Source organism: Soonwooa buanensis, assembly GCF_900167905.1.
Taxonomy (GTDB): Bacteria; Bacteroidota; Bacteroidia; order Flavobacteriales; family Weeksellaceae; genus Soonwooa; species Soonwooa buanensis.
Window position 1 is genome coordinate 242,014 of record NZ_FUYZ01000003.1, and the last position, 12,978, is coordinate 254,991.

Sequence of the window (12,978 nt, forward strand, 5' to 3'; positions counted from 1 at the left end):
TTAATTATGTCTAAAAAATTGAATTACCGCATTGGACAGATTGTGCCAAGCTCCAATGTAACCATGGAAACCGAAATCCCCGCAATGTTCCGTGGACGCGAAAGCATTTTTCCAGAACGCTTTACATTTCATTCTGCTAGAATGCGTATGAAGCATGTTACTAAAGAAGAACTTGCGAAGATGGATGGCAATTCTGACCAATGTGCATTAGAATTATCGGATGCTCATGTTGATGTGATGGGTTATGCTTGTCTTGTTGCGATTATGTCGATGGGGAAAGGCTATCATTGTGTTTCGCAAGAACGTCTTTACAAAAAAACAGTTGAAAATGATTATCCAACGCCAATTGTAACAAGTGCTGGCGCATTAATAGAAGGTTTGCAAACTTTAGGTGTTAAAAACATTGCAGTTGTGGCACCTTATATGAAACCGCTTACGCAAATGGTTGTCGAGTATATCGAAGATCAAGGTTTTACGGTTAAAGATTGGATTGCTTTGGAAGTTTCGGACAATTTGGAAGTTGCTGCTTTAGATCCAGAAAATCTTAAAACAATTTATAAAAAGTTAAACTTAGAAGGCGTTGAAGCGATTGTACTTTCAGCATGTGTACAAATGCCATCGTTACCTGCAGTTCAGTTTGTTGAAGACGAAGCAGGAATACCGGTTGTGACAGCCGCAATCTGTACCACTTACAGAATGCTTAAAGAACTCGGACTCGAAGCGAAAGTACCAAATGCAGGAACTTTACTTTCAGGGAAATATTAAAATAAAATAAGGCTTTACTCAAAATGTAGAGCCTTATTTTAATCATAACATTATTGAAAACGAATTTCTTACTTTTGTAGGAATTTAGAAACACACATGGAGGAAGGCAAAAAGAAACGCGGTATACAGTCTATTAATGTAGGATTCTCTATCCTAAAAGCATTAATGCAATCTCAATATCCATTACCATTAAAAGAAATTTCGGAACAAATTGGTTTGTCACCAAGTAAAATCCACTCGTATCTTGTAAGTTTTCAGGAAGAAGAAATGGTGCAGCAAAACCCCGAAACTGGCTTTTATAGTTTGGGAACATCTTGTCTTAAATTAGGACTCGCTTATCTTGATCAATTCGATCTTACCGAATTGTGCAAACCTCACATGCGCCAATTAGCCAACGACCTTGGACACACTATTTTCTTAGGCGTTTGGGGAAATCGCGGTCCAACAATCATTTACAGATTGGATGGAACTTATAGCGAAACTTTATTCGATTTAAGAATCGGAAGCGTTTTACCAATTTTGACTTCGGCGGTTGGTAAAAACTTTGCGGCGCATCTTCCCGAAAACCGCGTTATGCCATCACTAATCGAAGAATTAAAAAGCAACAAAGGCGAACTAAATCTTGATGAAAACCTACGCAATGTTGAAGAAATGTTAGCAACCATCAAAAAAGATGGCATCAGCCAAGGGCGTGCAGAAATGTTGTCTGATCTGACGGCGATTTCGGTTCCTATTTTTGATTTTTCTAATAATATGATTGCAGGTTTAACGATTATGGGAAAAATTGGTGGATTGGATGATCGCATCAACGGAAGCGCCGCCAAAATGCTAAAACAAGCCGCTTTCGAAATTTCGCAAAAAAGAGGCTACAAGGTTTTGGAGCAGAATAATTGATTTCAATTCCCTATCTATTATCCATAAAATCAATAAACATAAATGACTTTAGAAGAAGTATCTAATCATAATTTTTTGATACTACCAAAAACAATCCCAAATAATCAAAATTTCAGAGAGTTCCTAAACAATCAACTTGAAGAGTATTTAAATTTGATAAAAGATATACATCCTCACGAAGTAGCTATTGTAGGGATGAAAAACAAAATTAATTTTAGGACAATATATTCAATTCAAAAACAATTTGTTAATGGTATTAAAGAAACAATAGATTTATATTTTGATGGACAACCCGCCAATTCATACCAAAAATTTGATGAAATTCTTTCTGAAAGAATTAAAAAGTATGGAAAATTTCTAAATGAACAGGAAATAAATGCTGAAGAAAACTATTATAGGATAAGAATAAAATCTGAAAACTATCCATTAAAACCTTTTGAAATGTTTCACATCCCATTTGAATACAGAGGCAAGGTAACAACCCAAAGATATAGCATACCAGGATTCCCATCTCTTTATTTAGCAAACAATCTTTATCTTGCATGGGAAGAACTAAATAGACCAAACCTTGAAAACTTTCAAGCAATACGTTTACAAAATAAGAAAAAATTTAAAGTATTAGATTTAACCTCGAGTAATGTACAAGAAGGGAAGATTGATAATTTTTTTTATAAATACTTAATGACTTGGCCGTTAATAATTGCATGCTCGCTACGAGTTGCTGATTATTCAAATATTTTTAAGCCTGAATATATAATGCCTCAAATTTTATTACAGTGGATTAGGAATTCGAAATCATTAGATGGCATTTTATACAGTTCAACGCATTTAGATAATAAAAAAATTATTCAAGAAAATAAAATATTTAATTTAGTTCTCCCAGTTAAGGAAAACAAAGATAAAGGTTTTTGCTCCCACTTAACCTCACTATTTGAATCTACAGAAACAATATCAAAACAATTAATGGATCTTTCCTCTGGAGGAATTGGCATAATATTCAACCCACAAGCGGATCAATTAATTAATGAAAAATTACCATCGTTAGAAATCATCAAGGGACAGTCTAATCCATACAACTTCTCTATTCTTGGAAAAATGGAAGCTAAACTTAATGGAATGAAGACTAACAAGATACAAGTTTACTAATAAGGAATTGTGTAAACCCATTAGCAATATTACTTCCCCTTCAAAACCTCCCAAGCTTCTTCGATATTATTTTGAAGCAAATAAGATTGGGCTTTTTTATGGATTTCGGAATCGCAGGAAAATTCAGCTTCTGGAAGAACGTCAATATTTGCTAACATTCCTAAATCATTTCCTGTAAAGACTTTACTACTTCTTATTTCGATGGGAAGTAAGTCAATTCCGATGTTTTGATTATTCGGTCGCGGAACTTTAAAAAGACTTTGTTCGTTACTTCGAGAATACCAATCGCCGCCAAGACGCGCCACCAAATCTAATTTTAGTTGGTCAATTTTTCCATTCTCGCCAAAGCATTCATCTTTAACATGAACTTTCAGAACCTCACAAATAACAAGATTACCTGCACCGCCATTTTCACCAAGAGGTTTAACCTCCAAAACTTCACATTCAAAATTAACAGGACATTCTGCAATCAATTTCGGCTTCACTAAATCTGCTTCCAAAGTCGTTAAATTTACTTTTTCAAACTCATTAACGTGACGACCAAAAGGCGCCGACGCCAACGAAATCTGCTGAACGATGTCAAAATTTACAACACCAACGACCACTTCCTGCGTTTCCAAAATGTTGTGAAGTGTATCTTTATTCGGATTGTCTTTTCCTTGACGCAAAGGCGAAAAAACAAGAATCGGTGGTTTTGCGCTAAACATATTAAAAAAGCTAAACGGTGACAAGTTGATATTTCCTTCCGCATCAATCGTCGACGCCAACGCAATTGGACGAGGCGCAATCACGTACTTCATAATATCTTGCATTTCGTAAGTCGAAATCTCTGTTGCCGCAAAATTTTTCATGCTATTTTTTCAATTTAGTTTGAATGCCTAAGTTCGCAATAAAAGCTTTAATACACAAAAAGCGAAGCAAGATTTTAACTGCAAAAATTCATTTAAATCTATATCGAAAGCGTAAAAAAAAGCCATCAAAAATGATAGCTTTTAAACATTTAATTAAGTTTTATTCTCGATACAATTTTTCTTTAGTTCATTTCGAAAAATCATACGAATTGATGAATTTATTTTAAAACCTAGAACATTTTTATTTCATTACGTTGTTAATCTTGGCTGAATAAGTTTTGCGACAGTTGCTGTCCATCCAGTTTGATGCGAGGCACCGACGCCACGACCATTATCTCCGTGGAAATATTCATAAAACAAAATATAATCTTTAAAATTAGGATCCTGATTCATCTTTTCGTTTCCACCGTTAAAAGCACGATTTCCGTTTTCGTCTTTTAAGAAAATACTGCAAAGTCGGCGCGACAGATCTTTAGAGATTTCATCGAGATTACGTTCGATTCCGCTTCCTTTCGGATATTCGATTTTCAAACTATCACCATAGAAAAAGTGAAAACGTTGCAAGCTTTCCACAATCAAAAAATTAATCGGAAACCAAATCGGTCCTCGCCAGTTGCTATTTCCTCCAAACATTCGGCTATCGCTTTCGGCAGGCGTATAATACACGACATAATCCTGTCCATCCACATTGAAACTAAATGGTGTATTCTCATAAACCTTCGACAAAGCACGAATGCCATAATCACTCAAAAACTCAGCTTCATCGACCATTCTGTTTAAGACTTTTGTCAAACGAGTTTTACGCATAATGCTCATCAGATGTTTGTTACCTTCACCTTCAACATACCATTGCGAAACAAGTTTCGTCAAATCAGTTTTGTTGCGCAACACCCAATCCATACGTTTTTTAAAACTCGGTAGCTTCTCCAAAAGACTATGTTCGATAACCTCAACCGCGAACATTGGGATAAGCCCTATGATACTTCTTAATTTTAGGTTAACGCTATTTCCGTCTGACAACTTTAGCAAATCATAGAAGAAACCATCTTCCTCATTCCAAAGTCCAATATTATTTTCTCCCAAATTCTCCATCGCTTCCGCAATGTATAAGAAGTGTTCAAAAAACTTAATCGCCATATCTTCGTAGACAGGATTATAAGTCGCCAACTCCATCGCGATGCGCATCATGTTAAGCGCATACATCGCCATCCAACTCGTTCCGTCGGCTTGCTCCAAAGTTTGGCCAGCGTCCAATTCCATATTGCGGTCAAAAGCTCCAATATTATCAAGACCTAAGAAACCGCCACCAAAAATATTATTGCCATTGACGTCTTTTCGGTTAACCCACCAAGTAAAATTGAGTAGCAACTTCTGGAACACATTTTCTAAGAAAAACAAATCCGCTTTACCATTATGTTTTTCATCAATTTTAAAAACTCTGAAAGTCGCCCAAGCATGCACGGGCGGATTAACATCGCTAAAATTCCATTCGTAGGCTGGCTGTTGTCCGTTCGGATGTAGATACCATTCTTTAGTCAACAACATCAATTGATTTTTCGCAAAAGCCGCATCAATAACACTAAAACTTACACAATGGAATGCCAAATCCCAAGTCGCATACCACGGGTACTCCCACTTATCTGGCATCGAAATAATATCTTTATTATGAAGATGCTGCCAATCAACATTTCTTACAAAACCTTGTCGTTCTACAGGATGGTTAGGATCGCCTTTTAGCCATTTTCCAACATTGTAATGATAGAATTGTTTATTCCAAAGAAGTCCTGCAAATGCCTGTCGTTGCACATTTTTTTCGTCCTCGTCTTTTATGTCTTGCTGAATGCCAGCGTAGAAATCATTCGCTTCTTGAATTCGATGGTTGAACTGATCTTCAAAATCCCAAAACGCATCATCCATAATATGTGGCGACAATCGGAATTCAAAAGTTTTATTGCCTTTCGCAGGAATCATCTCCTCACATCGGAAAGCCGCTTTTGTCCCAACTCGATTTGGATTAACAGAAGTTCCGCCACGTAAAACATAATCGTTAATACCGTCTTTGTAAAACTTACCAGAAGTTGCTTCACCGAAAAGTTTAGGTCTATTGGTTTCATTGTCACAAAAAAGAGGTTCTACATTGCGATTTCGAGAGTACAGTTTCTTTATTGATAGACTATCGTGATGCACATCGATTTCAGCATCTTTCGAAAAACCTAGATTTGGTTTGTAAGTATTATAACCCCAAGACCAATTATTACGATACCAAAGCGTTGGCAACACCACCAAAGGCGCATCCTTGTCGCTTCGGTTATGGACATCAACTCTGACCAAAAAATCATCTTCTCCAACTTTCGCATATTCAATAAAAATATCAAAATACGCATCGTTGTCAAAAACGCCAGTATCAAAAATCTCATACTCCATTTCCTTGTTAGATCGTTGGGCATTGGTCGCCACCAAATCATCGTACGGAAAGGCATTTATCGGATATTTATACACCATTTTCATATAGCTGTGCGATGGCGTATTATCAATATAGTAGAAAATCTCTTTAATATCTTCGCCGTGGTTACCTTGGTAATTGCTTAGCCCAAAGAAGCGCTCCTTAATCATTTTGTCATTTTTATTCCAAAACGAAAGCGCAAAACACAACATTTGCTTATCGTCAGAAACCCCTGCAATTCCTTCTTCCGCCCAACGATAAGTCCAACTTTCGGCGCGATCATGCGTTGTATAACCCCATGCATCGCCATTGCTACTATAATCTTCTCGCACATTTCCCCATTGGCGGTGGCTCACATACGGTCCCCATTTTTTCCAATTCGGATTATTGAGTTTATCTTGTTCTGTCATATAATTTTATTTCTGAAGCTTTTCAGATTCATTTTTAGGAGCATCGAGATTGTTGAATTCTTAGACATCAAATCCCGCTGTCACTACTCGCTATTATATTTTTAAAAAAAATATAATGAGCTCAAACATGCCGTTCCATCGGGGCTATATTTGAAGATTTTTCATTCTTTTGACTATCCAAAAGAACCAATCCAAAATACTGTTTTCTCTTAACCGTTATCAGCAAAACTTTCTAAACTCGACATTCCGCCATCGATGTAGATACTTGCTCCTGTAATATAATCTGAAAAGTCGCTTGCTAAAAATACTGCTAAATTTCCAATATCTTCTGCTTTTCCGATTCTATTATAAGGTATCAAAGTCATTAATGCATTAAAAGAAGCTTCGTTATCCCAAGCCGATTTGTTAATTGGCGTTTGGATGGCACCTGGACAGATATTGTTAATTCGGATTTTATCTTTTCCATATTCCTGAGCCAAAGTTTGCATCAACATTCTCAAAGCACCTTTACTAGAAGCGTAATTAGCATGTCCCGCCCAAGGGATACTTTCGTGGACGCTACTGATGTTTATGATTTTCCCTAACGAAATAGATTTATCATTCATCCCTCTTTTCAAAAACTCTCGAATCGCTTCACGCGCACAAAGAAACTGACCAGTAAGATTAACATCAATTACCTTTTGCCATTGTGCTAAAGTCATATCAATAAATTTTGCGTCTTGTTGTAGTCCAGCATTGTTTACAAGAATATCAACTGTTCCGTATGTATCGATCGTCTTTTGAAACATCGCTTGGACTTCATCTTCTTTACTAACGTCACATTGAACTAGCATGCCTTGTCCGCCTTTAGCAATAATATCATCAAGAATGATTTGTGCAGCTTCTTTCGAGTGCTCCGAAGAATGATTAACAATGACAATGGCGCCAGAAGCCGCTAAAGATTTTACAATTCCTTCTCCTATTCCACTGCTAGAACCAGTAACGATTGCAACTTGTCCATTTAATTTTATTTCCATTTTATGTTTTTTAGAATTCTTTTTTATCAAAAATCATACGAGAAAAATAAATTTCAAAAAAAATTAAGCAAGATTAAAATAATTTAATTTTAAAAGGAAAAATCTCAAAACCCCGATAAATACTAACAATTGTTAGCTGATTATTTTAAATTATTATTGTGAAATATCATTTAATAACAATAATTTTTTCTAAAAATGGAAATATTTTAGATTATTTTATTGAATTATCAAAATTTTCATATATTTGCACTACCGTTCATTCACATATTGAAAATGTTATCCAGAAAGGTTGAGGGATTAGACCCTATGAAACCTTAGCAACCCTTTGCAAAAGCCAAGAAGGTGCTACGTTCTACCAAGATATTTGGACAGATAACAACTGAAGTTCTTTACTCAGCCATTCTTAGAGGCATTTTCAATGAAAAAAATATTAAAGCATTGAAAAAAGAACTTTTAACTACAGACATTAAGTACAAATCCTTTTCAGGACAGAATTTTGACATCCCTTTAAGCTACGAAGTATTCGGAAAAGCCCTTGGCACCGCACCTATCGTATTGGTTAACCACGCTTTGACTGGCAACTCTACAGTGTCTGGCAGCAAAGGTTGGTGGAAAAACATTATTGGTCCACAAAAAATAATTTCTACCAAAAAGTATAGTATTATTAGTTTTAACATCCCTGGTAACGGTTATAATGATTTCTTTATCGATAATTATGAAGATCTCACAACCAAAGATATTGCGGCGATTTTTTTGCAAGGTTTAGAAAATTTAGAAATAAAAACTTTACACAGCATTATTGGTGGCTCGTTAGGAGGATCTATCGGTTGGGAAATGCTAGCCATCAACCCTAAAATCAGCGAAAACTTTATCCCAATTGCTTCGGATTACAAAACCCACGATTGGTTACACGCGCAATGTTTGGTTCAAAAATATCTTTTAGACTCCCCCGAAAAACCACTAGAAAAAGCAAGAGCACACGCCATGCTTTGCTACAGAACGCCAGAATCGCTTAATGAAAGATTTGATGGTAAATTAACAAAAGAGAATACTAGGCGCGAGTCCGAAGATTGGTTAATCTACCACGGAGAAAGTCTCAACGAAAGATTTAGTTTAAAAGCTTACCAACTGATGAACCATCTTCTGATGACAGTTGACACTAACGAAAAAGCTTTATCAAAAATAAAAGCAAACATTAACCTTATCGCCATTAACACAGATTTATTTTTTCCAGCTTCGGAAATCAAAAAATGTTACGAAAAAATTAAAACACATAAGAAAGATATTTTCTACGACGAAATTGTTTCTATCCACGGACACGACGCATTTTTAATGGAGTATGAACAATTACAAGAATTATTAAAACCTATTTATTAGAACAAAATGACAGACCAAAATCCAATCAGTATATATAGAAAGAAAGCTTTAGTCAACTTTGAAGGCAAAGACTTTCTTGGACAAATCGGCATCGACTCTCGAATCTTTACAACACTTAACAAAGGCGGCATCAGTGTTGGGGTTATCTCTCAACAAGCCATCGAAAATGGAGTTTCAGTTTTGGTTGATGAGAAAGATGCCGAGGACGCCGTGGCATTATTGAAGAAAGAATTTCAAAATGAAAAAGCATCTGGTATTGTAAGTAATATTTACAGTATTGACAATCTTTGCGTTCTTGGATTTGTTTCGGAACAAAATGCAAAAATTCTTTCAGAACTTCAACGCAACAAGATTTATCCTTTGCTGCTTAACCAAGTATCATCTACTGGAAGAGTTAACATTGTTGTAACTGACAATCAAACCGAAATAACCCAAAATATTATTGAAACCGAACTTTTTGGAAAGCCTAAAGTTGTTCACTTAGCTTTAATTGGTCACGGAAACGTTGGTTCAACACTTATCGAACAGATTTTAGATTCGGCTTATGATATTTTGAACCGAAAAAGAATTGACCTTAAAGTCGTTGCGATTTCCAATTCCAAAAAAATGGCTTTAAACAAATCTGGTTTTGGAAGCGATTGGAGACAAAAAATAAATTATTCGAACACTGAAAGTAATATTTCAGACCTCATCAATTACACGAAAGAGCACAACTTAGAAAATCTTATTGTTGTGGACAATACCGCAAGTCCAGCTTTTGTAAAAAACTATACCGAATTTGTCGAAAACGGTTTTGACGTGGTTTCCTCAAATAAAATTTTTAACACGTTGCCAATTTCGGATTATCGAAATTTCAGAACGCAACTTGCAAAAAACAATAAAAAATATTTATACGAAACCAATGTTGGTGCAGGTTTACCATTAATTGACACGCTTAAATTATTGCATTTATCAGGCGAAGATATTACAAGAATTAAAGGCGTTTTCTCAGGAACATTAAGTTATGTTTTTAACCAGTTTTCTGTTCGTAATGAGAAATTTTCAACCATTGTAAAAGAAGCAATGGACAAAGGTTTTACGGAGCCAGATCCTCGAGAAGACCTTTCTGGAAACGATGTTGCAAGAAAACTTTTAATTCTCGCTCGCGAATTAGATTTAATCAACGAATTCGAAGACATCAACATCAAGAACTTAGTGACAGAACCGCTTCTTCCAATTTCAAAAGACGAGTTCCTTACAAGAATTGATGAGTTAGACGAAACTTTCCAAAAGATTAAAGACGAACAAGAACCAGATCATGTTTTGCGTTATGTTGGTGATTTGCATGGGGATTTAAGTCAAGACAAAGGCGAATTGGATGTAAAATTAATTTCCGTTCCTGCCAATTCCGCATTAGGACAATTAAAAGGGTCCGATTCTATTTTTGAAATCTACACCGAAAGTTACGGCGAAAATCCAATCGTCATTATGGGAGCCGGAGCTGGAGCAAAAGTAACTGCTCGAGGCGTTTTCGGTGATATTTTAAGAGTAAGTGAAACTAAATAAGATTAATAGATTCTAGAGCCTAGATTCTAGATTTTAACTTTGAAAAGCCCCAAAGGGGCCTAATATTCATAGCACAGGGTGCAACCCTGTGGTTAAATCAAAAAACGAAAAATGTCAGAAAAGATACCAACAACCGACAACCAGAAGCCAACAACCAACTTTGAAACCCTCGCCATCAGAACTCAAACCGAAAGAACGCAGTTCGATGAGCATTCAACGCCGTTATATTTAACTTCGAGCTTCGTTTTTGAAGATGCCGAAGATATGCGCGCAAGCTTCGCTGAGGAAAAAGATAAAAACTTATACAGCCGATTTTCAAACCCAAATGTTACCGAGTTCATCGACAAAATTGCATTAATGGAAGGCGCGGAATCAGGTTATGCTTTTGCAACGGGAATAGCCGCTATTTATTCCACTTTCGCAGCTTTGTTGAGCGCTGGCGACCATATTGTAAGCTGTCAGTCGGTGTTTGGTTCCACGCATACTTTGTTCACAAAATATTTCCCAAAATGGAATATCGAAACGACCTATTTCAAAGCCGAAGGCGCAGAAAATGTCGAAAAATATATCCAACCCAACACCAAAATTTTATATTTAGAAACGCCTACCAATCCTGCGATTGAAGTTTTAGATTTAGAATTTTTCGGTCAAATTGCGAAGAAGCATAACCTCATTTTCATTGTTGATAACTGTTTTGCGACGCCCTATTTGCAGCAGCCAATTAAGTTTGGAGCAGACATCGTGGTGCATTCGGCGACGAAGTTAATCGACGGTCAAGGTCGAGTTTTAGGCGGCGTAGCAGTTGGTAAGGCGGACTTGATTCGTGAAATTTATCTTTTCGCGAGAAACACGGGACCTGCGATGTCGCCATTCAACGCTTGGGTTTTGAGCAAAAGTTTGGAAACTTTGGCAATTCGCGTTGAAAAACACTGCGAAAATGCCCTCAAAGTTGCCGAGTTTTTAGAGTCGCATCCAAATGTAGATTTGGTGAAATATCCGTTTTTAAAATCCCATCCAAGCTACGAAATCGCAAAAAAACAAATGAAATTAGGCGGAAATATCGTCGCTTTCGAAATCAAAGGAGGCATCGAAGGTGGTCGCAATTTCCTCAACAAAATCAAGATGTGCTCGCTTTCCGCGAACCTTGGTGATACGAGAACGATTGTCACGCATCCCGCTTCCACAACGCATTCCAAACTTTCAGACGACGAGCGCAACGAGGTCGGAATTACAGCAGGTTTGGTGCGCTGCTCGGTTGGTTTAGAAAATGTGGATGACATCATTGCGGATTTAAAACAGGCATTAGATTAGTATTTTTAGGAGCAACAAAATTTTCAGCTTCGAAAGAAAAATCCCACCCGCTTTCCGCTGTATCTTTTTTGCTTTAGAAAACGAAAACATAAAAAGAAAGAGTAATAAAAAGCAAAAAAGAATGCCGCTTCAATCGGGGCTAAATAGGAAGTTTCCCTCATAATAACAAAACAAAAAAATGGATACTCAAGATAAAAACCAACTTCAAGAAACAAGAAACCAAGCTTTGTACAAAGCCCTTTCCGAACGAATTCTCGTTTTAGATGGCGCGATGGGAACTATGCTTCAGCGCTATGGTTTCGAGGAAGAAGACTATCGCGGCGAACGTTTCAAAGATTGGAAATCTCCTGTAAAAGGAAACAACGATTTACTGTCCTTAACGCAACCACAAGCTATTGAAGAGGTTCACAGACAATATTTAGAAGCTGGTGCGGACATTTTAGAAACCAATACTTTTTCAGGGACAACCATTGCGATGGCGGATTACCACATGGAAGAACTGGTTTACGAATTAAACTACGAATCAGCAAAAATTGCACGCAAAGTTTGCGACGAATTTACAGAACAAAATCCCGACAAACCAAGATTTGTAGCGGGTTCAATAGGTCCAACAAATAAAACAGCAAGTTTAAGTCCAGATGTTAATGACCCTGGATTTCGTGCGATTACATTTGATGAATTAAGAATAGCTTACAAACAACAAGCAGAAGCTTTGTTGGACGGCGGTTCAGATATTCTTTTAGTGGAAACCATCTTTGACACGCTAAATGCAAAAGCTGCACTTTTCGCATTAGATGAAATTGCAGAAGAACGTAACATCCGAATTCCAATCATGGTTTCAGGGACAATTACAGATGCATCAGGTCGAACATTGAGTGGACAAACAGCGGAAGCATTTCTAATTTCGGTGTCGCATTTAGATTTGTTGAGTGTAGGATTTAACTGCGCCTTAGGCGCGAAACAGTTGACGCCTTATTTAGAAACCATTTCCAGCAACTCAGAATTCTTTATTTCGGCATATCCGAATGCTGGTTTGCCCAACGCTTTTGGTCAATATGACGAAACACCCGAACAAATGGCGGCTCAGGTTAAAGAATATGTAGATAAAAATCTCATCAATATTATTGGAGGTTGCTGTGGAACAACGCCACCGCACATAAAAGCCATCGCCGATTTGGTAAAAGATTATAAACCGAGAAAAATCAATGTGATAATTTGAT

At 36.7% G+C, this 12,978-nt stretch carries 10 protein-coding genes and 1 riboswitch; of the genes, 7 read left to right on the forward strand and 3 right to left on the reverse strand.

Annotated features, from left to right (window positions below):
- Positions 1–6 precede the first annotated feature (6 nt).
- The 3 genes from B5X62_RS06390 (at position 7) to B5X62_RS06400 (ending at position 2,805) form a co-directional block, all read left to right on the forward strand.
- Positions 7–765, forward strand: a complete 759-nt coding sequence (locus B5X62_RS06390) for a maleate cis-trans isomerase family protein (protein ID WP_079666579.1) — start codon at positions 7–9, stop codon at positions 763–765.
- A gap of 96 nt (positions 766–861) precedes the next feature.
- Complete coding sequence (locus B5X62_RS06395; RefSeq protein ID WP_079666580.1) at positions 862–1,659, forward strand: IclR family transcriptional regulator; 798 nt, start codon at positions 862–864, stop codon at positions 1,657–1,659.
- A 42-nt stretch (positions 1,660–1,701) separates the two neighbouring features.
- Entirely contained in the window at positions 1,702–2,805 is a 1,104-nt protein-coding gene (locus B5X62_RS06400) for an RES domain-containing protein (RefSeq protein WP_079666581.1), read from the forward strand.
- A gap of 29 nt (positions 2,806–2,834) precedes the next feature.
- Here B5X62_RS06400 and B5X62_RS06405 read toward each other — a convergent pair whose 3' ends face one another.
- The 3 genes from B5X62_RS06405 to B5X62_RS06420 form a co-directional block, all read right to left on the reverse strand.
- On the reverse strand, positions 2,835–3,656 hold the full coding sequence (locus tag B5X62_RS06405; protein WP_079666582.1) for a flavin reductase family protein: 822 nt from the start codon (positions 3,654–3,656) through the stop codon (positions 2,835–2,837).
- 249 nt (positions 3,657–3,905) lie between these two features.
- Positions 3,906–6,509 (reverse strand): MGH1-like glycoside hydrolase domain-containing protein, encoded by a 2,604-nt coding sequence (locus B5X62_RS06415; RefSeq protein ID WP_079666584.1) that lies wholly within the window; start codon positions 6,507–6,509, stop codon positions 3,906–3,908.
- 209 nt (positions 6,510–6,718) lie between these two features.
- Complete coding sequence (locus tag B5X62_RS06420; protein ID WP_079666585.1) at positions 6,719–7,525, reverse strand: glucose 1-dehydrogenase; 807 nt, start codon at positions 7,523–7,525, stop codon at positions 6,719–6,721.
- 273 nt (positions 7,526–7,798) lie between these two features.
- Positions 7,799–7,904, forward strand: a riboswitch (SAM riboswitch).
- 59 nt (positions 7,905–7,963) lie between these two features.
- Between B5X62_RS06420 and B5X62_RS06425 the strand changes: the two genes are divergently transcribed.
- The 4 genes from B5X62_RS06425 (at position 7,964) to B5X62_RS06440 (ending at position 12,977) form a co-directional block, all read left to right on the forward strand.
- A complete protein-coding gene (locus B5X62_RS06425; RefSeq protein WP_079666719.1) occupies positions 7,964–8,902 on the forward strand; it encodes an alpha/beta fold hydrolase in 939 nt (312 codons plus the stop codon).
- Positions 8,903–8,908: 6 nt separating this feature from the next.
- A complete protein-coding gene (locus B5X62_RS06430; RefSeq protein ID WP_079666586.1) occupies positions 8,909–10,447 on the forward strand; it encodes an ACT domain-containing protein in 1,539 nt (512 codons plus the stop codon).
- Between the two features lie 111 nt (positions 10,448–10,558).
- Positions 10,559–11,758 carry an O-succinylhomoserine sulfhydrylase gene (locus tag B5X62_RS06435; RefSeq protein ID WP_079666587.1) on the forward strand — a complete coding sequence of 400 codons (1,200 nt, stop codon included), beginning with the start codon at positions 10,559–10,561 and terminating at the stop codon, positions 11,756–11,758.
- A 178-nt stretch (positions 11,759–11,936) separates the two neighbouring features.
- Positions 11,937–12,977, forward strand: a complete 1,041-nt coding sequence (locus tag B5X62_RS06440) for a homocysteine S-methyltransferase family protein (protein WP_079666588.1) — start codon at positions 11,937–11,939, stop codon at positions 12,975–12,977.
- Position 12,978: the final 1 nt, after the last annotated feature.

What these genes read in the sequence shown, in the direction of transcription:
- B5X62_RS06390 (WP_079666579.1), top strand. Translation starts at nt 7, where the DNA reads ATGTCTAAAAAATTGAATTACCGCATTGGACAGATTGTGCCAAGCTCC.
- B5X62_RS06395 (WP_079666580.1), top strand. Translation starts at nt 862, where the DNA reads ATGGAGGAAGGCAAAAAGAAACGCGGTATACAGTCTATTAATGTAGGA.
- B5X62_RS06400 (WP_079666581.1), top strand. Translation starts at nt 1,702, where the DNA reads ATGACTTTAGAAGAAGTATCTAATCATAATTTTTTGATACTACCAAAA.
- B5X62_RS06405 (WP_079666582.1), bottom strand. Translation starts at nt 3,656, where the DNA reads ATGAAAAATTTTGCGGCAACAGAGATTTCGACTTACGAAATGCAAGAT.
- B5X62_RS06415 (WP_079666584.1), bottom strand. Translation starts at nt 6,509, where the DNA reads ATGACAGAACAAGATAAACTCAATAATCCGAATTGGAAAAAATGGGGA.
- B5X62_RS06420 (WP_079666585.1), bottom strand. Translation starts at nt 7,525, where the DNA reads ATGGAAATAAAATTAAATGGACAAGTTGCAATCGTTACTGGTTCTAGC.
- B5X62_RS06430 (WP_079666586.1), top strand. Translation starts at nt 8,909, where the DNA reads ATGACAGACCAAAATCCAATCAGTATATATAGAAAGAAAGCTTTAGTC.
- B5X62_RS06435 (WP_079666587.1), top strand. Translation starts at nt 10,559, where the DNA reads ATGTCAGAAAAGATACCAACAACCGACAACCAGAAGCCAACAACCAAC.
- B5X62_RS06440 (WP_079666588.1), top strand. Translation starts at nt 11,937, where the DNA reads ATGGATACTCAAGATAAAAACCAACTTCAAGAAACAAGAAACCAAGCT.